Consider the following 22,485-nt stretch of genomic DNA (forward strand, 5'->3'; position numbering starts at 1 on the left):
GTACTTCATTCTCCCACGGCGACCGGAATGTCAGTCCCGGTCGGATCGTCCAGCCCGGTCGGGAAGGTGCTCGGCGGATCCTCCAACGGCGAGCGCCACGGTGAGCGCGGGGTCGCGTTCCGCGGCCTCGGCGAACACCTCCTGGGCGGTCGCCCACTCCTCGGGGCGGGCGTCGGCGAACGCCCGCCAGCCGCGGACGACGAGCAGCAGTCCGCGTCCGTCGGCGCCCTCGGGCCAGACGGTGCGGTCGGACAGGGAGTCGGCGAGGGCGTCCCAGTTGCGGCCGAACCAGTCGGGCAGGCCGAGCGCGCGGGCGCAGCGGTCCATCAGGCCCGCCTTGTCGGTCACCCCGTCGAGGTCGAGGGGGACGACGAGCCGGCCGGTGAGGTCGTGGGTCATCTCAGTACCGCCGTGAACGATGCGTAGTGGTCGTCGGTGTAGTACGTCTCGCCGTTCCGGCCGGTGACGATGCGCCGGGCGCCCCGGTCGTCGGATCCGGGCGTGGGCACCGTGTACTCGCGGTAGTGGCCGCGTTCGTGCCGGGGCAGGAGCCCTTCGAAGTTGCCGAACACGGAGCCGTCCCGCTCGTAGGGGAACGGGCCGCCCTCGTCGATGAGTTGGAGGGTGCGGCGGGCCTCTGCGGGCAGCTCGGACGCCTCGGCGACGGGCATCCCCTCGGCCCAGGCGGGGATGCCGGTGCGGTCGTCCCCGGTGTCACCGCCGGACGAGCAGCCGGACGCCAGCAGGGCGAGGAGCAGGCAGGCCAGGAGACGCGGGAGGAGGGCCCGGAGCGGCGTCATGCGGCCGATGCTGCCAGTCTCCTCCCGGTCCCACACCCCGTCAGGGGCCGTCCGGGTCCGCGCGGTTGAGGGCGGAGCGCGGGGTGGGTCCGGCGGTCATCAGGTAGTCGGCGGCCGAGGTGTCGGTCACCAGGCTGGTGACGAGGCCGGAGCGGAGCACCGCGTCGATGGCCGGGCCCTTGCGCTGGCCGCCGGCGATGGCGACGACCTCGGGCACCTTGCGCAGCTGGTCGGTCTTGACGGTGATGCAGCGCTCACCCAGGTCGCGGCCGACCCGGCGTCCTTCGGCGTCGAAGAGGTGCGCGGACATCTCGGCGGCCACGCCGAGGGAGGCGTAGTGGGCGCGCTCCTCGTCGCTGAGCATGTCGTGCACCGTGGAGATGCCCGGCTCCCAGGAGCCGATGGACACGCAGGCGACGGTGACCTTGTCGAAGTACTCGAAGGCCCGCGCGATACCGGTCTGATGGCGCAGCGCTTCCGCGGTGGCGGCGTCCGGGAGGAGCATCGGCGCGTAGATGGGGTGGGCGTCGCCGCCCGACACCTGCGCGGCGCGGCGCACGGCCTCGACCGAGCCACGCTCCGCCGTGCCCGCGTCGTAGACGCCGGTGAGCTGGACGACCGTGCAGGGCGGGAGCCGGTCCAGGGCCGCCGCCATGTGGATGGTGGAACGCCCCCAGGCGAGGCCGAGGACGTCGCCCTCGTTGACCAGCTCGCCGAGCAGGTCGGCGGCCACCTCTCCCAGGTTCTCGGGGTCGGGCGTCTCCTCGGCCTCGGCCGGGGACTCGACCACGACGGCGTGCCGCAGGCCGTAGCGGGCGCGGAGCGCGTCCGAGCGCTCGGCGTCCAGCTCGGCGGGCACGCGGATCTCGATGCGTACCAGATCCCGCTCGAGGGCGGTCTCCAGGACCCGGGCCACCTTGAAGCGGCTGACGCCGAACTCCTCGGCGATCTGGATCTTGGATTTGCCCTCGAGGTAGAAGCGGCGGGCCATGGCCGCCGCCTGCACCAGCTCAGCGGGTCCCATCCGCATGGCTGACCGGCCCGCCGACATACCCGACACGGCGATCTCCTCACTGCTGTTCACACTCTGGACTCGCCGTTCATCCTTGCAGATCCGGCGCTGTCGATCAGCCCTGCTGGCCGCCGTTCACATATATGACGCTCAGTGGTCGTGCAACCACGACGCCCTGGACGTCGCCTCCTCCGCCTGCTTGCGCAGGGCACGGACCGCCTCGGCCGGGTCCGACGCCCCGTACACGGCGGATCCCGCGACGAAGACGTCCGCGCCGGCGTCGGCGCACTGCTCGATGGTCGAGGCCGACACACCGCCGTCGACCTGCAGCCACAGCTCCAGACCGTGCTTGCCGATCAGCTCACGGGTGCGGCGGATCTTCGGCAGCATGATGTCGAGGAACGCCTGCCCGCCGAAGCCCGGCTCAACCGTCATGATCAGCAGCATGTCCAGCTCGGGCAGCAGATCCTCGTACGGCTCGATCGGCGTCGCCGGCCGCAGCGCCATGGAGGCGCGGGCGCCCTTGGCGCGGATCTCCCGGGCGAGCCGGACGGGCGCGGTGGCCGCCTCGACGTGGAAGGTGACGGAGCCGGCCCCCGCCTCCACGTACTGCGGCGCCCAGCGGTCGGGGTCCTCGATCATCAGATGACAGTCCAGCGGCGTGTCCGTGGCCCGGGCGAGCGACTCCACGACCGGCACGCCGAGCGTCAGGTTCGGCACGAAGTGGTTGTCCATCACGTCGACATGGAGCCAGTCGGCTCCCTCCACGGCCTTCGCCTCCTCGGCGAGCCGGGCGAAGTCGGCGGACAGAATGCTGGGACTGATCTGCGGGGCCATGCCCCAAGCGTATGCGCTGCGCCGCCCGGCGGTACGGACGGTCCGGGGACTGGGCAACGGGGCGCGGCGGCACGAAGATCCGCGCCGCCTCACGCCGTTGACGGGGCCTGCCCCGAAGACGCGGGGCCGGGGTCAGGCAGTGCGGCGCAACAGCGCCAGATACATCGCGTCCGTGCCGTGGAGGTGGGGCCAGAGCTGGATGTCGGGGCCGTCGCCGAGGCCGGGGACGTCGGGGAGGAGGGGCCGGGCGTCGATCAGTTCGGCGTCCGGGAACTGCTTGAGGAGGTCCGCCACCACCGCCCGGGTCTCCGCGAGGTGCGGCGAGCAGGTCGCGTAGCCGACGACGCCGCCGACCCGTACGGACTCCAGGGCGGTGCGCAGCAGCCCGCGCTGGAGCGGCGCGAAGCCGTCCAGGTCCTCGGGGCGGCGCCGCCACCGCGCCTCGGGACGGCGGCGCAGGGCGCCGAGACCGGTGCACGGTACGTCGACCAGCACGCGGTCGAAGCTGCCGGGCCGCCACGGCGGGCGCGTGCCGTCGGCGGCGACCACCTGGTACGGGCCGGGGTTCCCGGCGAGCGCCTTGGCGACGAGGCCCGCCCGGTGCGGCTGCTTCTCGGAGGCCAGCAGCACGGCCCCGCGCTCCGCGGCGAGCGCGCCGAGCAGCGCGGCCTTGCCGCCGGGACCCGCGCACGCGTCCAGCCACCGCCGGTCCGGCCCCTCCACGGGCGCCGCCGCGAGCGCGAGCGCCACCAGCTGGCTGCCCTCGTCCTGGACCCCGGCCCGCCCTTCGGCGACCGCCTGGACCGCGCCGGGCTCCCCTCCCTCGGTGAGCCGCACCGCGTACGGCGACCAGCGGCCGGGGACGGCCGCCTCCTCGGTGAGCAGTTCGTCGGTGGTGGCCCTCCCGGGACGGGCGACCAGCGTCACCTCGGGCCGCTCGTTGTCGGCGCGCAGCAGCTCCTCCACGCCGGCGCGCCCGCCGCCGAGGGAGTCCCACAGCGCGGAGACCACCCAGCGCGGGTGGGAGTGCACGACGGCCAGATGGTCCTCGGGGTCCTCGTCGTACGGCGGCGCGACCCGCTCCAGCCAGCCGTCCAGGTCGTCCTGGGCGATCTTCCGCAGCACGGCGTTGACGAACTTGGCCCGCCCGTCGCCCAGCACCACCCGGGCCAGCTCGACGGTGGCGGACACGGCGGCGTGCGTCGGGATCCGCGTGCCGAGAAGCTGGTGCGCGCCGAGGCTCAGCACGTCCAGCACCGGCGGGTCGACCTCGCGCAGCGGCCGGTCGACACAGGCCGCGATGATCGCGTCGTACGTGCCCTGGCGGCGCAGGGTGCCGTACACCAGCTCGGTGGCCAGCGCCGCGTCCCGCGCGTCGAACTTCTCGGGTCCCTCGCTCTCCCGCGCCTTGCGCAGCAGCGGGGGCAGGACGAGGTTGGCGTACGCGTCACGCTCGTCCACGGCCCGCAGCGCCTCGAAGGCGAGGATGCGGACGGGGTCCTTCTTGGGCCGGCGGTAGGGCTTGGCGGGCCTGCGGGGCCGACGGGGCTGGTCGCTCACGAAAAAGGTGCTCCGGATGTGGGTGGAAGTGCGCGCTCCAGCCTACGGCGTACGCCGGGAAGGAGCCGGGGGCCGTCAGTCGCCGAGGGTCTCCCCGGCCGCGATCCGCACCCCGCGCGCCCAGTCCGCGCCGCGCATCGGCTTCTTGCCCTGCGGCTGCACCCACAGCAGCTCCACCGCGTACGAACCGGTCCCGACGTACACGTTGTTCTTCCCCGCGGACAGCTGCCCGGGCGCCAGGTCCGTCCGCTCGGGTACGGGCCTGGCCTGGACGATCTTCAGCCGCTCACCGCGGAAGGTGGTCCAGGCGCCGGGCGCGGGCGTGCAGCCGCGCACCACCCGGTCGACGCGCAGCGCCGGGGCCCGCCAGTCGACGCGCGCGTCCTCGACGGTGACCTTGGGGGCGAGGCTGACGCCCTCCGAGGGCTGCGGCACGGCCTTGAGCGTGCCGTCCTCGATGCCGTCCATGGTCGCGGCGAGCAGCCCCGCGCCGGCGAAGGCGAGCCGGGTGAGCAGGTCGCCGCTGGTGTCGGTGGGGCGGATCTCCTCGGTGACGGTGCCGTAGACGGGCCCGGAGTCCAGCCCCTCCTCGATGAGGAAGGTGGTGGCGCCGGTGATCTCGTCGCCCGCCATGATCGCGTGCTGCACGGGGGCCGCGCCGCGCCAGGCCGGGAGCAGCGAGAAGTGCAGGTTGACCCAGCCGTGGGCGGGGATGTCGAGGGCCGCCTTGGGCAGCAGCGCGCCGTAGGCGACGACGGGGCAGCAGTCGGGGGCGATCTCCCTCAGCCGCTCCAGGAAGTCGGGGTCCTTCGGCCTGTTCGGCTTCAGCACCTCGATGCCGGCCTCCTCCGCCCGCTCGGCGACCGGCGAGGCGACCATCCGGCGGCCGCGTCCGGCGGGCGCGTCGGGCCGTGTGACGACGGCGGCGACCTCGTGCCGCCCGGAGGCGAGAAGAGCGTCCAGTGCGGGAACGGCGACCTCGGGGGTACCGGCGAAGACGAGCTTCATGGGGTGCGCAGGGCCTCTCGGGCGGGAACGGTTCGGGCGACGCACCAGTCTATGGGGCGGGCCCCGGGCGTGGACGCAGGGAGAGGGCGTCGCGTCCGGGGCCGGCCGTCGCACGGTGCAGGAACGTTCCGAGCTGGGAACGGTCCCGTGCGCGCCGGTTCCGGCGGGGGGCGTACGAATATGCCGCCGCGCCCCAGCCCGTGACTCGGGGACCGAAACGGCGTTGGTCAGGAAAGAGCTGACCACGGGCCCCGACGGGGTCCATTCCTTTCAACGCCGGTTCGAGAGGCTTGTTCATGGCCGACCACGCAACCCACGACGCCCAGGCTCGGGCCAGCCTGCACTTGCTGGTGCGGGACATCGAGCGGGTCCGCCGGCAGGTGGACGCACTGCGCACGCTCACCGCCCAGCTCGGCAACGTCTACCGCCCGCGCCGCTCCGGTCCCTCCACGGGCTTCGTCGTCTACGGACGAGCCCCCGCCCCGACCGTCCGTCTCGCCCAGGAACTGCGGGACAGCGTCGAGACCCTGGTCACGGCCGCGGTGGACTTCGACCGCTCCCTGGGCTTCTCGTGGGACGCGGTGGGCTCCGCCCTCGGGGTCACCAAGCAGGCCGTGCACCGCCGGTACGGCGCGCGGCGCGCCGCCGCGCAGGCGGCGGCCACCGCCGAGGGCGAGCGGGCGCCGGATTCGTCGTCCTCGCGGACGGTCAACGTCGGCTCCGGCGTCACCACGGTGCCGACCGTGCCGGCGGCCCGCGCGATGCCGACCCAGCCGACGGCGGGCAGCCCGTCCCTCCGGGACGACCCCCGCCCCACGGCCTTCCCCACCCCCCGCAACGGCTGACCCCCCACCCACGCCCTCCCACCGCCGTCCTGGGAGGGCGTGCAGGCTTCTTCCGGGGCAGTCGCAGCGCCGGGTGCGTGTGGTTCGTGGCTGGTCGCGCGGTTCCCCGCGCCCCTGAGGGCGCTGCCCCGCCGCCCCTGAGGGCGCTGCCCCGCCGCCATTGCGGGCGGTCGTGCCGCAGGGCGGCACGGGTGGGCGCAACGACACCCCCGCCGGGCGCGCCCGTACAGCACCCCTGACCGGCCACACGCGCGTTACCCGATGTCCGCAGGATCGATCCGCACCCACACCGGTGTGCTCCCGCCCCGAGCCATCCGCGCCGCCTGCGCAGCCTTCAGCGCGGCCGCGAGGGGAGCCCCGTGCCCCGGAGGCACTCGGATCAACGCGCGGTCCCACTGCTCGCCGGGCGGTGGCGCCCCCGGCCTACGCGGCCGCCCCGCCGGAGTCACCGGCATCGGAACAGGCCCCAGCACCTCCGCGCTGGGCGGCAACTCCACGGCACGCAAGAACTCGGCCACGGCCTCCCCCGGCCCCGCCACCGCCGCCATCCGCGACACGGGCGGAAACCCGAGCTCCCCCCGTTCGGCCAGCTCCCGCACCGCGAACCCCGCCGGATCCCACCGCACCAGCGCCTGCACCGGCCGCAGCGTCGGCTCGGCGACCACGACCACCGTCCCGCCCGCCGTCTGCGGCCGCACCAGCGCCGCCGCGCCCATCCATCGCCGCAGCGCGTCCTCCCCGGCCCGCAGGTCGGGCCGGCTCAGCATGGCCCAGCCGTCCAGCAGCAGCGCCGCCGCGTACCCGCCCTCGGCGACCGGTTCCGCCCCTGGCGTGCTCACCACCACCGCGGGCGCCCCCGGCACCGTGTCCAGCACGTGCTCCCGCCCAGACGTCCGCACCGGCACCGCCGGGAACGCCCGCCCCAGTTCCTCGGCGGTCCGCCGCGCCCCCACCACCTGCGCCCGCAGCCGGAACCCCCCGCACTCGGGACAGTGCCAGCCGCTCTCCGTACGCCCGCACCACCCGCAGCGCAGGTCGTCGGAGCCGTGCGCCTCCAGCGGGCCGGAGCAGTGGCGGCACCGCGCCGGCGCCCGGCAGGTGGCGCACGCCATCCGCGGGACGTAACCGCGCCGCGGGACCTGGACCAGCACCGGCCCGTGCCGCAGCCCCTCCCGGACCGCCTGCCAGGCGAGCGTGGGCAGCCGGGCGGCGCGGGCGGCCTCGTCCCGCGCGAGATCCTGGTCGCCGACCGTCCGCACCAGCGGCGCGACCGCCCGGACCCGCTCCCGCGCGGCCTGCAACGGCCGCGCCCAGCCGGTGTCCACGAGCTGGGCCGCCTCCACCGTGCAGCTCCAGCCGCCGAGCAGGAAGCCGCAGCGGTCCTGGGCGGCCCGCAGCAGCAGCACCTCCCGGGCGTGCGGCTGCGGCGCGTGCTGCTCGCTGAGGTTGTCGTCGCCGTCGTCCCAGACCGCGACCAGCCCGAGGTCCCGCACCGGCGCGAACATCGCCGCCCGCGTCCCGATCACCGCCCGCACCGACCCGCGCCGTACGGCGAGCCACTGGGCGTACCGCTTCTGTGGACCGGCGTCGGCCGTGAGCACCGCGTGCCGGCCCTCCCCCAGCAGCTCGGTGAGCGCGGCGTCGAGCCGGGCCACGGCCCGCCCGTCCGGCAGGACGACCAGCGCACCGCGCCCCGAGGACAGGGTCGCCGCGACGGCGCGGGCGATCTCCTCGCACCACAGCGGCCCGGGCAGGGCGCTCCACACGGCGCGCGGGCTGCCGCCCGAGGCCAGGGACTCCAGGAAGGCCGGGCCCTGCTCGTACCGCTCCCAGGACCCGGCCGCCGGAGCCGGAGGCGGGGGCAGCGGGTCCGGCGAGGGGCGCTGCTCGGCACGGGCGTTGCGCGGCGGCACCGCGAGCTGGAGGACGTCGGCGAGGCTGCCCGCGTACCGGTCGGCGACCGCGCGGGCGAGACCCAGCAGCTCCTCGTCCAGCACCCGCTCGGGCGAGACGACCTGGGCGAGCGCGGCCAGCGGGCCGGAGTAGTCGGACTCGGCGCGGCGCTCGATCAGGAACCCGTCGATGAGGCCGCCGCCCTCGCGCCGCCCGTCCCGCACGCGGTGCCGGCCGGCGCCGAAACGGACCCGCACCCGGACGCCCGGCTGGGCGTCGGCGTCCAGCTCCTCGGGGACGGCGTAGTCGAAGTAGCGGTCGAGGTGGAGGACGCCCTTGTCGACGAGGACGCGGGCGACGGGGAGGTCCTTGGCGAGGGCGGCTCCGCGCCAGGTGCGGGGCTTCGCGCGGGGGGCCTTGGCCTGTCGCACGGTCTCCCGGATGAGCGCGAGCTGCTCGGGGGGCGCGCCTTGCGCGTCCCCGTCGGTGTATCCGTCCTCGCTGCTCACCCCTGCATTGTTCCAAACCCGACTGACAACACGGCCGCCCGCAGCGGCGGGACACTTTCAGCAGCCGCGGCGGCAACACCCCTCAGGGGCGCGGGGAACTGCGCGACCAGCCACGGAACACCCGCACCCGCCGCTGAAGAGATGCCCGCACCTGCGGCGCGGCCTTGTCAGCGGGCCGCTGCGGAAGCGCCCTTCAGGGGCGCGGGGAACTGCGCGACCAGCCACAAAGCACCCGCACCCGGCGCTGAACGGCCGCCCCCCGTCCGCGAAACGCACCGAGGCCCGGCACGCTCCCGCAAGGGAGCCGTACCGGGCCTCGGCCGAAAACAGCCCGTGGGCTACAGCCCCGCAGCCTTCCGCAGCGCGTCGACGCGGTCCGTCCGCTCCCACGTGAAGTCCGGCAGCTCACGCCCGAAGTGACCGTAGGCGGCGGTCTGCGCGTAGATCGGGCGCAGCAGGTCCAGGTCGCGGATGATCGCGGCGGGGCGGAGATCGAAGACCTCGTCGATCGCCCGCTCGATCCTCTCCACGTCGACCTTGGCCGTGCCGAAGGTCTCCACGAACAGGCCCACCGGCTCCGCCTTGCCGATCGCGTACGCGACCTGCACCTCGCAGCGGGCTGCCAGGCCGGCCGCGACCACGTTCTTCGCGACCCAGCGCATCGCGTACGCGGCCGAGCGGTCCACCTTGGACGGGTCCTTGCCGGAGAAGGCGCCGCCGCCGTGACGGGCCATGCCGCCATAGGTGTCGATGATGATCTTCCGGCCGGTGAGACCGGCGTCGCCCATCGGGCCGCCGATCTCGAAGCGCCCGGTCGGGTTCACCAGCAGCCGGTAGTTCTCGGTGTCGAGCTTGATGCCGTCCTCGAGCAGCGCCTTCAGCTCCGGCTCCACGACGAACTCGCGGATGTCGGGGGCGAGCAGCGACTCCAGGTCGATGTCGGAGGCGTGCTGCGAGGAGACGACGACGGTGTCCAGGCGGACGGCCTTGTCGCCGTCGTACTCGATGGTGACCTGGGTCTTGCCGTCCGGGCGCAGGTAGGGGATGGTCCCGTTCTTGCGGACGTCGGACAGGCGCTTCGACAGGCGGTGCGCCAGGAAGACCGGCAGCGGCATCAGCGTCGGCGTCTCGTCCGTCGCGTACCCGAACATCAGGCCCTGGTCGCCCGCGCCCTGGCGGTCCAGCTCGTCGTCGTCGCCCTCGACCCGGGTCTCGTACGCCGTGTCGACGCCCTGGGCGATGTCCGGGGACTGCGCGCCGATCGACACGGAGACGCCGCAGGAGGCGCCGTCGAAGCCCTTCTTCGAGGAGTCGTAACCGATCTCCAGGATCTTGCTGCGCACCAGCGTCGCGATGTCCGCGTACGTCTTGGTGGTGACCTCGCCGGCCACATGCACGAGGCCGGTGGTGATCAGGGTCTCGACGGCGACCCGGGAGGTCGGGTCCTCGCGGAGCAGCGCGTCGAGAATGGTGTCGCTGATCTGGTCAGCGATCTTGTCGGGGTGACCCTCGGTCACGGACTCCGAGGTGAACAGACGACGGGACACAATGCTCCCTGGGGTTGCAGCGGCTGCTGGCTGATCATGGGCGAACGGCGGGGGCTGCACCCGACGCCGTCGGTGGAACAGTTTATCGGTCGTACGTCGCCACGGGTCCCCCCGTCTCGCCTCGCGAGAGCGCTGTGACCTGCGGCACGGGCATTCTCTCCGGGCGGGGCGCGGTTCGCCAGAGGCGCCACACCCCGGATGGAGTCGTTCCGGGGAGTCGGGTCATGGATGAGCCATTCATGCGAGACGCTCCGCGACGAGGTCCCACACCGTGTCGGCGAGGGCCTCTTTCGGCCCGTGCGGGACGGGCGTCTCACTGCCGTCGGCGCCCAGCACCACGGCCTCGTTGGTCTCGGAACCGAAGGTTTTCGCCTCGCCCACCTCGTTCACCACGAGGAGGTCGCACCCCTTGCGCTTCAGCTTGGCGCGGCCGTTGGCGAGGACGTCGTCGGTCTCCGCGGCGAAGCCGACGATCACCTGTCCGGACCTCACCCGGTCGCCGGACACCTCGGCGAGAATGTCCGGATTCCGTACCAGGGTGATGGGCGCCGGCTCCTGGTCGTCCTTCTTCTTGATCTTCCCGGCCGCGTAGACGGCGGGGCGGAAGTCGGCGACGGCGGCCGCCATGACGACCGCGTCCGCGTCGCGTGCGGCCTGGAGAACGGCCTCGCGCAGCTCCACGGCCGTGCCGACGCGGACGACGTCGACGCCGGCCGGGTCGGGCAGCGCGGTGTTGGCGGCGACGAGGGTGACGCGGGCGCCGCGGGCGGCGGCGGTGCGGGCGAGGGCGTAGCCCTGCTTGCCGGAGGAGCGGTTGCCGAGGAAGCGGACCGGGTCGAGGGGCTCGCGGGTGCCTCCCGCGCTGACGACGACGTGCCGTCCGGCGAGGTCGGGGGCGGTGACGCCGCGGGCCAGGACGCGGCGGCAGACCTCGAAGATCTCGGCGGGGTCGGGCAGCCGGCCCTTGCCGGTGTCGACGCCGGTGAGGCGGCCCACGGCGGGCTCGATCACGACGGCGCCGCGGGCGCGCAGCGTGGTCACGTTCTCCTGGGTGGCCGGGTGTTCCCACATCTCCGTGTGCATGGCGGGGGCGAAGACCACCGGGCAGCGTGCGGTGAGGAGGGTGTTGGTGAGGAGGTCGTCGGCGAGGCCGTGGGCGGCCTTGGCGAGCATGTCGGCCGTGGCGGGCGCGACGACGACCAGGTCGGCGTGCTGTCCGATGCGGACGTGCGGCACCTCGTGGACGTCGTCCCAGACCTCGGTGGAGACCGGGTTGCCGGAGAGGGCGGACCAGGTGGCGGCGCCGACGAAGTGCAGCGCGGAGGCGGTGGGGACGACGCGGACGTCGTGTCCCGACTCGGTGAGCCGCCTCAGCAGCTCACAGGCCTTGTAAGCGGCGATGCCGCCGCTGACCCCGAGAACGACCTTGGGCTTGTCCACCGTCTCTCCCCGCACTCCGGAATCCTGCTTCCCTCACCCATGAGAACACCACAGGCCCGGCAGACGTCTGCCGGGCCTGTGGAAAAGTCAGCTGCGAGCTGATGGTACGACGTACTGACCGATCACTGGTTGGGGCCGTCGACGGCCTCGGAGGTCAGCAGTCCCGCGTTGATCTCGCGCAGCGCGATCGACAGCGGCTTCTCGTGGACGTGGGTGTCGACGAGAGGACCGACGTACTCGAGCAGGCCTTCGCCGAGCTGCGAGTAGTACGCGTTGATCTGGCGGGCCCGCTTGGCCGCGTAGATCACGAGGCTGTACTTCGAGTCCGTGGCCTCGAGGAGCTCGTCGATCGGCGGGTTGATGATGCCCTCGGGCGCGGAGATGGAAGAGGACACGCTCTACCTTCCGATGGATGGGAAAGATTCAGTCGTTCCGACCTGTGGACGGTCGTCCACGATCACACGACGTTCATCAAGGCTAGCAGCTCGCGAGCTACCTCCTCGACGGAGGTGTTGACCAGCGTCGTGTCGAACTCCGGTTCGGCCGCGAGCTCGGTCCGGGCGGCCTCCAGCCGGCGCTCGATGACCTCGGGCGACTCGGTGCCCCGGCCCGTGAGCCTGCGGACCAGTTCCTCCCAGGAGGGAGGGGCCAGGAACACCAGCAGGGCGTCGGGCATGGACTCGCGGACCTGCCGCGCGCCCTGGAGGTCGATCTCCAGGAGCACGGGCACACCCGCCTCCAGGTGCTCCAGCACCGCCTTGCGGGGTGTGCCGTAGCGGTTCCCCGCGAACTCGGCCCACTCGAGCAGCTCGCCGTTGGCGATCAGCTTGTCCATCTCCTCGTCGGTGACGAAGAAGTAGTGGACGCCGTGCTGCTCACCGGGGCGCGGCTTGCGGGTCGTCGCCGACACCGAGAGCCAGACCTCGGGGTGCTCCTTGCGCATATGCGCGACGACCGTGCTCTTGCCGACCCCGGAGGGGCCGGAGAGCACGGTCAGTCGCGGACGTTCGTCCGGGGGTACGGGGGTCGCCCCCCGGGGTGTTGCTGCCATGCGGCGATTATTCCAGCAATCGCGGGGTGCCCGGGACGCCGGTCCCGGGACGCCCGTGACTCAGGAGCCGGTGCTGCCGAACTCGCGCTCAAGAGAGGCGATCTGGTTCGAACCGAGACCCCGCACGCGGCGGCTCTCGGAGATCCCCAGACGCTCCATGATCTGCTTGGCGCGGACCTTGCCCACGCCCGGCAGGGACTCGAGCAGGGCGGAGACCTTCATCTTGCCGATGACGTCGTTCTCCTGACCCTGCTTGATGACCTCGTGCAGGGAGGCGCCGGAGTGCTTGAGTCGATTCTTGACCTCGGCCCGCTCCCGGCGAGCCGCGGCGGCCTTTTCGAGCGCGGCTGCGCGCTGTTCAGGGGTAAGGGGCGGAAGAGCCACGCCTACGTCACCTCGGATGTCGAACTGTCGGATACGGACCGGTGAGGAACCTAGTCGCCCCACACCTGGGGAGTCACGAGCAACACGTGCCGCCCGTTCTCCCCCACTGCCTGAAAGGCGTGGGAGGTACCCCCACCCGTCGGAGACTAGCGGCCCACGCGCTCTGAGTCAGCGAGAACAGCGGAAAAGTCCTGGTCAGCCTCCGCCAGGCCCGACATTCCGGACATAATTCCTCTGATTTGAGGGTGTATCCAGAGTCCGACGACCACGGAGTCCGCTGCTCAGGCCTCTCAGGCGGACGTCAGCGCGGCACGGATCTCGTCCGCGAACCGCTCCGAGGCGTCACGCAGAGCGACCGTGTCGGGACCGTGGCGCAACAGCCCCCGGCTGACGTTCGGCACCACGTTGCGCACCGCGCTCCCGAACACCGACGGGAGGTCCGCCGGCGTCGCCCCCTGCGCCCCGATGCCCGGCGCCAGGATCGGCCCGCCCATGTCGAGGTCGTACGAGGAGAGGTCACCGAGGGTGGCGCCGACCACCGCGCCGAAGGAGCCCAGCGGCTCCTCCCCCGCGTTCTCCAGCGCGAGGTGACCGAGGACCGTCGCGCCGACCGTGCGTCCGTCGGCGCGCACCGCGTGCTGCACCTCGCCGCCCTCCGGGTTGGAGGTGAGCGCCAGCACGAAGAGCCCGGCGCCGGACTCCCGCGCCAGGGCGACGGCGGGGCTGAGCGAGCCGTAGCCGAGGTACGGGGAGACGGTGAGCGCGTCGGAGAAGAGCGGCGCGTCCTTGTGCAGGAACGCCTCCGCGTAGGCGGCCATGGTCGAGCCGATGTCGCCGCGCTTGGCGTCCATGACCACCAGCGCGCCGGCCTCCCGGGCCTCCCGCACGGTGGTCTCCAGCACGGCGACGCCGCGCGAGCCGAACCGCTCGAAGAAGGCGCTCTGCGGCTTGAGCACGGCGACCCGGTCGGCCACGGCCTCGACCACGGTGCGGCTGAAGCGCTCAAGACCGTCGACGTTGTCGCCCAGGCCCCACTCGGACAGCAGGGAGGCGTGCGGGTCGATGCCCACGCACAGCGGGCCCCGCTCGTCCATCGCGCGGCGCAGCCGTGCGCCGAAGGGTTCGAGTCCGGTCATGCGGAGGTCCTCACGTCGGCGCCCACCGCGTCGGCGAGCGTGGTGTAGGGGCTGGTGCGCAGCCGCGCGGCGAGCCCCTTGTGGATGGAGCGGGCCCAGAAGGGGCCCTGGTAGATGAAGGCGCTGTATCCCTGGACCAGCGTGGCGCCGGCCAGGATGCGCTGCCAGGCGTCCTCGGCGTTCTCGATGCCGCCGACCCCGACCAGGGTGATCCGGTCGCCCACGCGCGCGTAGAGGCGGCGCAGCACCTCCAGGGAGCGGGCCTTGAGGGGCGCGCCGGACAGTCCGCCGGTCTCCTGGACCAGGGCCGGGCCGGAGGTCAGGCCGAGGCCCTCGCGGGCGATGGTGGTGTTGGTGGCGATGATGCCGTCGAGGCCGAGTTCCACGGCGAGGTCGGCGACGGCGTCGATGTCCTCGTCGGCCAGGTCGGGGGCGATCTTCACCAGGAGCGGCACCCGGCGGGCCGGGACCGCGCGGTCGGCGGCCTCGCGCACGGCGGTGAGCAGCGGGCGGAGCTGGTCCACGGCCTGGAGGCTGCGCAGGCCCGGGGTGTTCGGGCTGGAGACGTTGACGACGAGGTAGTCGGCGTGGGGCGCGAGCCGCTCGGCGGACTTCACGTAGTCGGCGGCGGCCTCGGACTCCGGAACGACCTTGGTCTTGCCGATGTTGACGCCCACGACCGTCCGGAACACCGGTCTGCGCGAGGCCAGGCGGGCGGCGACGGCGAGAGAGCCGTCGTTGTTGAAGCCCATGCGGTTGATCAGCGCGCGGTCGGGGACCAGGCGGAACAGCCGCTTCTTGGGGTTGCCGGGCTGCGCTTCGCCGGTGACGGTGCCGATCTCGACGTGGTCGAAGCCGAGCATCGCGAGGCCGTCGATGCCGACGGCGTTCTTGTCGAAGCCGGCGGCCAGTCCGAAGGGGCTGTGCAGGCGCAGTCCGAGCGCCTCGGTGCGCAGTTCCTCGTACCGCGGGGCGAGCACGGCGGCGACGAAGGTGCGCAGCACGGGGACGCGGGCGACGCGGCGGATCCAGCGGAAGGCCATGTGGTGGGCCTCCTCCGGGTCCATCCGGGAGAAGAGCAGGGTGAAGAGAATCCTGTACATGGTGTCCTCATGGAGAGGGGGACACCGTTTCCGGTGTCCCCCTTCGGGCTACTGGTCCTCGCGGGCCGCGGTCAGATGTTCCGCGTGTTCCTGGAGCGAGCGGACTCCCACGTCGCCCCGGTTGAGCGCGTCGATGCCCTGGACGGCGGCGGCGAGCGCCTGGACCGTGGTGAGGCAGGGCACCGAGCGGGCCACGGCCGCGGTGCGGATCTCGTAACCGTCGAGCCGGCCGCCCGTGCCGTACGGGGTGTTGACGATGAGGTCGACCTCGCCGTCGTGGATGAGCTGGACGATGGTCTTCTCGCCGTTGGGTCCGGTGCCCTCGAACTGCTTGCGCACGACGGTGGCCTTGATGCCGTTGCGCTTGAGGACCTCGGCGGTGCCGGAGGTGGCGAGCAGCTCGAAGCCGTGCGCCACCAGCTCGCGCGCCGGGAAGATCATCGAGCGCTTGTCCCGGTTGGCGACCGAGATGAAGGCGCGGCCCTTGGTGGGCAGCGGACCGTAGGCGCCGGCTTGCGACTTGGCGTAGGCGGTGCCGAAGACGCTGTCGATGCCCATGACCTCGCCGGTGGAGCGCATCTCCGGGCCGAGGACCGTGTCGACGCCGCGGCCGTGGATGTCCCGGAAGCGGGACCACGGCATGACGGCCTCCTTGACGGAGATCGGCGCGTCCAGCGGCAGTTCGCCGCCGTCGCCCTTCGCCGGGAGCAGGCCCTCGGCGCGCAGCTCGGCGACGGTGGCGCCGAGCGAGATGCGCGCGGCGGCCTTGGCGAGCGGCACCGCGGTCGCCTTCGAGGTGAAGGGAACGGTGCGGGAGGCCCGCGGGTTGGCCTCGAGGACGTAGAGGATGTCCCCGGCCAGCGCGAACTGGATGTTGATCAGACCGCGCACGCCGACACCGCGCGCGATGGCCTCGGTGGAGGCGCGCAGCCGCTTGATGTCGTGGCCGCCGAGGGTGATCGGGGGCAGGGCGCAGGCCGAGTCGCCGGAGTGGATGCCGGCCTCCTCGATGTGCTCCATGACGCCGCCGAGGTAGAGCTCGGTGCCGTCGTAGAGGGCGTCGACGTCGATCTCGATGGCGTCGTCGAGGAAGCGGTCGACGAGGACCGGCCGGGAGGGGCTGATCTCGGTCGACTCGGCGATGTACGCCTCGAGCCGGTTCTCGTCGTAGACGATCTCCATGCCGCGGCCGCCGAGCACGTAGGACGGGCGGACGAGGACCGGGTAGCCGATCTCGTCGGCGATGGCCTTGGCCTCGGCGAAGGTGGTGGCGGTGCCGTGCTTGGGGGCCGGCAGGCCCGCCTCGGCGAGGACGCGGCCGAAGGCGCCGCGGTCCTCGGCGGCGTGGATGGCCTCCGGGGAGGTGCCGACGATCGGCACGCCGTTGTCCTTGAGCGCCTGGGACAGGCCCAGCGGGGTCTGGCCGCCGAGCTGGACGATCACACCGGCGACCGGTCCGGCCTGCTGCTCGGCGTGGACGATCTCCAGCACGTCCTCGAGCGTGAGCGGCTCGAAGTAGAGCCGGTCGGAGGTGTCGTAGTCCGTGGAGACGGTCTCCGGGTTGCAGTTGACCATCACCGTCTCGTAACCGGCGTCGCTCAGGGCGAAGGAGGCGTGGACGCAGGAGTAGTCGAACTCGATGCCCTGGCCGATGCGGTTCGGGCCGGAGCCCAGGATGATCACCGCGGGCTTCTCCCGGGGCGCGACCTCGGTCTCCTCGTCGTAGGAGGAGTAGAAGTACGGCGTCTGCGCGGCAAACTCGGCGGCGCAGGTGTCGACCGTCTTGTAGACCGGGCGGATGCCGAGCGCGTGGCGGACCTCGCGGACGACGTCCTCGCGCAGGCCGCGGATCTCGCCGATCTGATGGTCGGAGAAGCCGTGCCGCTTGGCCTCGGCGAGCAGGTCCGGGGTCAGCTCGGGGGCGGCGGCCAGCTCGTCGGCGGTCTCCTTGATGAGGAAGAGCTGGTCGACGAACCACGGGTCGATCTTCGTGGCGTCGAAGACCTCCTCGGGGGTGGCGCCCGCGCGGATGGCCTGCATGACGGCGTTGATGCGGCCGTCGGTGGGCCGGACGGCCTCGCGCAGCAGCTCGGCCTTGTCGCCGGGCTCGCCGGTGAAGGTGAACTGGCTGCCCTTCTTCTCCAGGGAGCGCAGCGCCTTCTGGAAGGCCTCGGTGAAGTTGCGGCCGATGGCCATGGCCTCGCCGACCGACTTCATGGTGGTGGTGAGGGTGGAGTCGGCGCTCGGGAACTTCTCGAAGGCGAACCGCGGGGCCTTCACGACCACGTAGTCGAGGGTCGGCTCGAAGGAGGCCGGGGTCTCCTGCGTGATGTCGTTCGGGATCTCGTCGAGGGTGTAGCCGACGGCGAGCTTGGCGGCGATCTTGGCGATGGGGAAACCGGTCGCCTTGGAGGCGAGCGCGGAGGAGCGCGAGACGCGGGGGTTCATCTCGATGACGATGACCCGGCCGTCCTCGGGGTTCACCGCGAACTGGATGTTGCAGCCGCCGGTGTCGACACCGACCTCGCGGATGATCGCGATGCCGACGTCGCGCAGCACCTGGTACTCGCGGTCGGTCAGCGTCATCGCCGGGGCGACGGTGATCGAGTCGCCGGTGTGGACGCCCATGGGGTCGAAGTTCTCGATGGAGCAGACGACCACGACGTTGTCGTTCTTGTCGCGCATCAGCTCCAGCTCGTACTCCTTCCAGCCGAGGATGGACTCCTCGAGGAGCACCTCGGTGGTCGGCGAGAGGGTGAGGCCCTGGCCGGCGATGCGGCGCAGTTCCTCCTCGTTGTGCGCGAAGCCGGAGCCGGCGCCGCCCATGGTGAAGGACGGGCGGACGACGACGGGGTAGCCGCCGAGCTCCTCGACGCCCTTGAGGACGTCGTCCATGGAGTGGCAGATGTAGGAGCGGGCGGACTCGCCGTGGCCGATCTTGCGGCGGACCTCCTCCACGACCTCCTTGAACAGGTCGCGGTCCTCGCCCTTGTGGATCGCCTCGACGTTGGCGCCGATCAGCTCGACGCCGTACTTGTCGAGGACGCCGTTCTGGTGCAGGGAGATCGCCGCGTTGAGGGCCGTCTGGCCGCCCAGGGTGGGCAGCAGGGCGTCCGGCTGCTCCTTGGCGATGATCTTCTCGACGAACTCGGGCGTGATCGGCTCGACGTAGGTCGCGTCGGCGATCTCCGGGTCGGTCATGATCGTCGCCGGGTTGGAGTTGACCAGGATGACGCGCAGGCCCTCGGCCTTGAGCACGCGGCAGGCCTGGGTGCCGGAGTAGTCGAACTCCGCGGCCTGGCCGATGACGATCGGGCCGGAGCCGATGACCAGGACGGACTGGATATCGGTGCGCTTAGGCACGCTGGCCCTCCATGAGCTTCACGAAGCGGTCGAACAGGTAGGCGGCGTCGTGCGGGCCCGCTGCCGCTTCGGGGTGGTACTGGACGCTGAAGGCCGGCTTGTCGAGCAGCTGGAGGCCCTCCACCACGTTGTCGTTCAGGCAGACGTGGGACACCTCGGCGCGGCCGAACGGGGTGTCGGAGACCTGGTCGAGCGGCGCGTCGACGGCGAAGCCGTGGTTGTGCGCGGTGACCTCGACCTTGCCGGTCGTACGGTCCTGCACCGGCTGGTTGATGCCGCGGTGGCCGTACTTCAGCTTGTAGGTGCCGAAGCCGAGGGCGCGGCCGAGGATCTGGTTGCCGAAGCAGATGCCGAACAGCGGGGTGCCCCGCTCCAGCACGCCCCGCATCACGGCGACGGCGTGGTCGGCGGTGGCGGGGTCGCCGGGGCCGTTGGAGAAGAACACGCCGTCCGGGTTCACCGCGTACACGTCGTCGACGCTCGCGGTGGCGGGCAGCACGTGCACCTCGATACCGCGCTCGGCCATCCGGTACGGGGTCATGCCCTTGATGCCGAGGTCGACGGCGGCGACGGTGAACTTCTTCTCGCCCTGCGCGGGGACGACGTACGCCTCCTTGGTGGCCACCTCGGCGGAGAGGTCGGCGCCCGTCATCTCGGGGGCCTGGCGGACCTCGGCGAGCATGGTGCCCTCGTCGGGCAGGGCGTTGCCGGAGAAGATGCCGACGCGCATGGCGCCCCGCTCGCGCAGGTGCCGGGTGAGGGCGCGGGTGTCGACGCCGCTGATGCCGACGACGCCCTGGGCGGCCAGTTCCTCGTCGAGGGTGCGGCGGGAGCGCCAGTTGGACGGCACGCGCGCGGGGTCGCGCACGACGTAGCCGGAGACCCAGATCCTCTTGGACTCGGCGTCCTCGTCGTTGACGCCGGTGTTGCCGACGTGCGGGGCGGTCATCACCACGACCTGGCGGTGGTACGACGGGTCGGTGAGGGTTTCCTGGTAGCCGGTCATGCCGGTGGAGAACACCGCTTCGCCGAAGGTCTCCCCCACCGCCCCGTAGGCACGGCCCCGGAAGATCCGGCCGTCCTCCAGGACGAGTACGGCGGGAACCTTGGCGGTTCCCCTGGTGGAGGTTGTCATCGTGCGCCTTCCGTCTTGTTGATCATGTTGGTGAGGGCGTCGACCCACTCGGTGTGCTCCGCCGCGTGGTCGGAGCGGAACCCGGAGTCGATGAGCCGGTCGCCGTGCTGCCAGGTGATCACCAGCAGGCCGCCCTCGGTGAGGACCTTGCCGGCGATGCCCTTGTCGAGCCGGGCCTCGCGCAGTGCGTCAGCCGGGACGAAGAAGTTCTCCGCGCCGGGGCGCACGACGTCCAGTCCGGCGTCGCTGAGCGTCAGCTCGGCACGGCTGCGGGTGCCCAGGCCGTGCGCCACGATGCGGTCCAGCCACTGACCCGCGGTGGTCGAGCCGTGGTAGCGGCCGCTCATGGTCAGTGTCGCCGGGCCGGGGTCGTCCGGCGCGCTGTGCAGCTCGGGCAGGTCGCTCTGGAGCGTGCCGCGCCACTTCCAGCCTTCGCGCATCAGCCAGTAGACGAGCGCGACGAAGAGGGCGAGCCCGACGACCCAGCCGATCCGGGCGGCCCAGTCGGTCACTTCCGCCGATTCCTTCTCGGCGGCCAGCAGGATGAGAGATGTCACGTGAGCTTCCCGTCGACGAGCGTGGCCTTGCCCCGGAGCCAGGTGTGGGTGACACGGCCCGGCAGCTCGCGGCCCTCGTAGGGCGTGTTGCGGCTGCGCGAGGCGAAGCCCGCGGGGTCCACCGGTCCACGGTATGCCGTGTCGACGAGGGTGAGGTTGGCGGGCTCACCTGCCGAGACGGGCCGGCCGTGGCCCTCGGCGCGGCCGATGCGCGCGGGGGCGAGGGACATGCGCTCGGCGACGCCGGCCCAGTCCAGCAGGCCCGTGTCGACCATCGTCTCCTGGACCACCGACAGCGCGGTCTCCAGGCCGACCATGCCCATGGCCGCGGCGGCCCACTCGCAGTCCTTGTCCTCGTGCGGGTGCGGGGCGTGGTCGGTGGCGACGATGTCGATGGTGCCGTCGGCGAGCGCCTCGCGCAGGGCCAGCACGTCGCGCTCGGTGCGCAGCGGCGGGTTGACCTTGTAGACCGGGTTGTAGGAGCGCACCAGCTCGTCGGTGAGGAGCAGGTGGTGCGGGGTGACCTCGGCGGTGACGCGGATGCCGCGGGACTTGGCCCAGCGGACGATCTCCACGGAGCCGGCGGTCGACAGGTGGCAGATGTGGACGCGGGAGCCGACGTGGTCGGCGAGCAGCACGTCACGGGCGATGAGCGACTCCTCGGCGACGGCCGGCCAGCCGCCGAGGCCCAGCTCGGCGGAGACGACGCCCTCGTTCATCTGGGCGCCCTCGGTGAGGCGGGGCTCCTGGGCGTGCTGGGCGACGACGCCGTCGAAGGCCTTCACGTACTCCAGGGCGCGGCGCATGATCACGGCGTCGTGGACGCACTTGCCGTCGTCGGAGAAGACGGTGACGCCGGCCGCGGACTCGTGCATGGCGCCCAGCTCGGCGAGTTTCCTGCCCTCCAGGCCGACGGTGACGGCGCCGATCGGCTGCACGTCGCAGTAGCCGTGCTCCCTGCCGAGCCGCCAGACCTGCTCGACGACGCCGGCGGTGTCGGCGACCGGGAAGGTGTTGGCCATGGCGAACACATTGGTGTAGCCGCCGCTCGCCGCCGCGCGGGTGCCGGTGAGGACGGTCTCGGAGTCCTCGCGGCCGGGCTCGCGCAGATGGGTGTGCAGGTCGACCAGGCCCGGCAGCAGCACCTTGCCGCCGGCCTCGACCACCTCGGCGCCCTCGGCGGAGAGGCCGGTGCCGACCTGAGTGATCGTTTCGCCGTCGATCAGGACGTCCTGGGGCTCGCCGCCGAGCACCTTCGCACCACGGATCAGGGTCTTGCTCATCGTTGTCAGCTCTCCTCGGCGGTACGGGCGGGGGCGGCGGGCGTGCTCGGGGTCTGGAACTCGGCTCCGCCGAGCAGCAGGTACAGGACGGCCATCCGGATGGAGACGCCGTTGGCGACCTGCTCGACGACGGTGCACCGGTCGGAGTCGGCGACCTCGGCGGTGATCTCCATGCCGCGGACCATCGGGCCGGGGTGCATGACGATGGCGTGCTCCGGCATCCGCGCCATGCGGTCGCCGTCGAGGCCGTAGCGGCGGGAGTACTCGCGCTCGGTGGGGAAGAACGCGGCGTTCATCCGCTCGCGCTGGACGCGCAGCATCATCACGGCGTCGGACTTGGGCAGCGTGGAGTCCAGGTCGTAGGAGACCTCGCAGGGCCAGGTCTCGACGCCGACCGGGAGCAGGGTGGGCGGGGCGACGAGGGTGACCTCGGCGCCGAGGGTGTGCAGCAGGTCGACGTTGGAGCGGGCGACCCGGCTGTGCAGGACGTCGCCGACGAGGGTGATGCGGCGGCCGTTCAGGTCCTGGCCGAGCCCGGCGTCCCGGCCGACGAGCCGGCGGCGCATGGTGAGGGCGTCGAGCAGCGCCTGGGTGGGGTGCTGGTGGGTGCCGTCGCCGGCGTTGATGACGTGCGCGTCGATCCAGCCGGAGGTGGCGAGCCGATAGGGGGCGCCGGAGGCGCCGTGCCGGATGACGACCGCGTCGACGCCCATGGCCTCCAGGGTCTGGGCGGTGTCCTTGAGGGACTCGCCCTTGGAGACGCTGGAGCCCTTGGCGGAGAAGTTGATGACGTCCGCGGACAGCCGCTTCTCGGCGGCCTCGAAGGAGATCCGGGTGCGGGTGGAGTCCTCGAAGAAGAGGTTGACGACGGTACGTCCGCGCAGGGTGGGAAGTTTCTTGATCGGCCGGTCGGCCACCCGGGCCATCTCCTCGGCGGTGTCGAGGATGAGGACGGCGTCGTCGCGGGTGAGGTCGGCGGCCGAGATGAGATGACGCTGCATCTGTCAGGCTCCGTAAAGGCA

General features: G+C 72.5%; 20 protein-coding genes. 1 reads left to right on the forward strand and 19 read right to left on the reverse strand.

Features of this window, described 5'->3' with window-relative positions; genetic code table 11:
* Positions 1-30: 30 nt before the first annotated feature.
* From AY578_RS05105 to fmt, 6 genes are all read right to left on the reverse strand, one after another.
* Entirely contained in the window at positions 31-399 is a 369-nt protein-coding gene (locus tag AY578_RS05105; RefSeq protein WP_019523729.1) for a barstar family protein, read from the reverse strand.
* Entirely contained in the window at positions 396-800 is a 405-nt protein-coding gene (locus tag AY578_RS05110) for a guanyl-specific ribonuclease (RefSeq protein ID WP_019523730.1), read from the reverse strand. The genes AY578_RS05105 and AY578_RS05110 overlap by 4 nt, the downstream gene beginning before the upstream one ends.
* A 40-nt stretch (positions 801-840) precedes the next feature.
* A complete protein-coding gene (locus AY578_RS05115; RefSeq protein ID WP_019523731.1) occupies positions 841-1,884 on the reverse strand; it encodes a sugar-binding transcriptional regulator in 1,044 nt (347 codons plus the stop codon).
* Between the two features lie 78 nt (positions 1,885-1,962).
* Complete coding sequence (gene rpe / locus AY578_RS05120; RefSeq protein ID WP_019523732.1) at positions 1,963-2,649, reverse strand: ribulose-phosphate 3-epimerase; 687 nt, start codon at positions 2,647-2,649, stop codon at positions 1,963-1,965.
* Positions 2,650-2,781: 132 nt separating this feature from the next.
* Positions 2,782-4,209: an RsmB/NOP family class I SAM-dependent RNA methyltransferase gene (locus tag AY578_RS05125; protein ID WP_258902125.1), complete on the reverse strand. Its 1,428-nt coding sequence runs from the start codon at positions 4,207-4,209 to the stop codon at positions 2,782-2,784.
* A 75-nt stretch (positions 4,210-4,284) separates the two neighbouring features.
* Positions 4,285-5,217 carry a methionyl-tRNA formyltransferase gene (fmt, locus tag AY578_RS05130; RefSeq protein ID WP_019523734.1) on the reverse strand — a complete coding sequence of 311 codons (933 nt, stop codon included), beginning with the start codon at positions 5,215-5,217 and terminating at the stop codon, positions 4,285-4,287.
* 296 nt (positions 5,218-5,513) lie between these two features.
* On the opposite strand from fmt, the gene AY578_RS05135 reads away from it, so the two are divergent.
* The gene (locus AY578_RS05135; RefSeq protein WP_020700068.1) at positions 5,514-6,062 is read left to right on the forward strand and encodes a hypothetical protein; all 549 of its coding nucleotides are present in this window, start codon (positions 5,514-5,516) and stop codon (positions 6,060-6,062) included.
* Positions 6,063-6,316: 254 nt separating this feature from the next.
* Here AY578_RS05135 and AY578_RS05140 read toward each other — a convergent pair whose 3' ends face one another.
* The 13 genes from AY578_RS05140 to AY578_RS05200 form a co-directional block, all read right to left on the reverse strand.
* Positions 6,317-8,464 (reverse strand): primosomal protein N', encoded by a 2,148-nt coding sequence (locus AY578_RS05140; RefSeq protein WP_028960959.1) that lies wholly within the window; start codon positions 8,462-8,464, stop codon positions 6,317-6,319.
* A gap of 338 nt (positions 8,465-8,802) precedes the next feature.
* A complete protein-coding gene (gene metK, locus AY578_RS05145; protein ID WP_019523737.1) occupies positions 8,803-10,011 on the reverse strand; it encodes a methionine adenosyltransferase in 1,209 nt (402 codons plus the stop codon).
* Positions 10,012-10,248: 237 nt separating this feature from the next.
* Positions 10,249-11,451 carry a bifunctional phosphopantothenoylcysteine decarboxylase/phosphopantothenate--cysteine ligase CoaBC gene (gene coaBC, locus AY578_RS05150; RefSeq protein ID WP_136237612.1) on the reverse strand — a complete coding sequence of 401 codons (1,203 nt, stop codon included), beginning with the start codon at positions 11,449-11,451 and terminating at the stop codon, positions 10,249-10,251.
* Positions 11,452-11,573: 122 nt separating this feature from the next.
* Positions 11,574-11,846, reverse strand: coding sequence for a DNA-directed RNA polymerase subunit omega (gene rpoZ / locus AY578_RS05155; protein WP_006131222.1), 273 nt, complete (start codon positions 11,844-11,846; stop codon positions 11,574-11,576).
* A 62-nt stretch (positions 11,847-11,908) separates the two neighbouring features.
* Positions 11,909-12,502 (reverse strand): guanylate kinase, encoded by a 594-nt coding sequence (gene gmk / locus AY578_RS05160; RefSeq protein WP_051101627.1) that lies wholly within the window; start codon positions 12,500-12,502, stop codon positions 11,909-11,911.
* Between the two features lie 60 nt (positions 12,503-12,562).
* Positions 12,563-12,886, reverse strand: a complete 324-nt coding sequence (locus tag AY578_RS05165) for an integration host factor (protein WP_003977346.1) — start codon at positions 12,884-12,886, stop codon at positions 12,563-12,565.
* A 290-nt stretch (positions 12,887-13,176) separates the two neighbouring features.
* Positions 13,177-14,022, reverse strand: coding sequence for an orotidine-5'-phosphate decarboxylase (pyrF, locus tag AY578_RS05170; protein ID WP_019523740.1), 846 nt, complete (start codon positions 14,020-14,022; stop codon positions 13,177-13,179).
* A complete protein-coding gene (locus AY578_RS05175) occupies positions 14,019-15,125 on the reverse strand; it encodes a quinone-dependent dihydroorotate dehydrogenase (protein ID WP_019523741.1) in 1,107 nt (368 codons plus the stop codon). Before AY578_RS05175 ends, pyrF begins: the two co-directional genes overlap by 4 nt.
* 48 nt (positions 15,126-15,173) lie before the next feature.
* Complete coding sequence (gene carB / locus AY578_RS05180) at positions 15,174-18,488, reverse strand: carbamoyl-phosphate synthase large subunit (RefSeq protein ID WP_136237613.1); 3,315 nt, start codon at positions 18,486-18,488, stop codon at positions 15,174-15,176.
* Positions 18,481-19,623 carry a glutamine-hydrolyzing carbamoyl-phosphate synthase small subunit gene (carA, locus tag AY578_RS05185; RefSeq protein WP_019523743.1) on the reverse strand — a complete coding sequence of 381 codons (1,143 nt, stop codon included), beginning with the start codon at positions 19,621-19,623 and terminating at the stop codon, positions 18,481-18,483. Before carA ends, carB begins: the two co-directional genes overlap by 8 nt.
* Complete coding sequence (locus tag AY578_RS05190; protein ID WP_019523744.1) at positions 19,620-20,180, reverse strand: PH-like domain-containing protein; 561 nt, start codon at positions 20,178-20,180, stop codon at positions 19,620-19,622. Before AY578_RS05190 ends, carA begins: the two co-directional genes overlap by 4 nt.
* Complete coding sequence (locus AY578_RS05195) at positions 20,177-21,463, reverse strand: dihydroorotase (RefSeq protein WP_258902127.1); 1,287 nt, start codon at positions 21,461-21,463, stop codon at positions 20,177-20,179. Before AY578_RS05195 ends, AY578_RS05190 begins: the two co-directional genes overlap by 4 nt.
* Before the next feature lie 5 nt (positions 21,464-21,468).
* Positions 21,469-22,464, reverse strand: a complete 996-nt coding sequence (locus AY578_RS05200; protein ID WP_258902128.1) for an aspartate carbamoyltransferase catalytic subunit — start codon at positions 22,462-22,464, stop codon at positions 21,469-21,471.
* Positions 22,465-22,485: the final 21 nt, after the last annotated feature.

It is taken from the genome of Streptomyces thermocarboxydus (genome assembly GCF_024760485.1).
Classification (GTDB): Bacteria; Actinomycetota; Actinomycetes; order Streptomycetales; family Streptomycetaceae; genus Streptomyces; species Streptomyces cellulosae.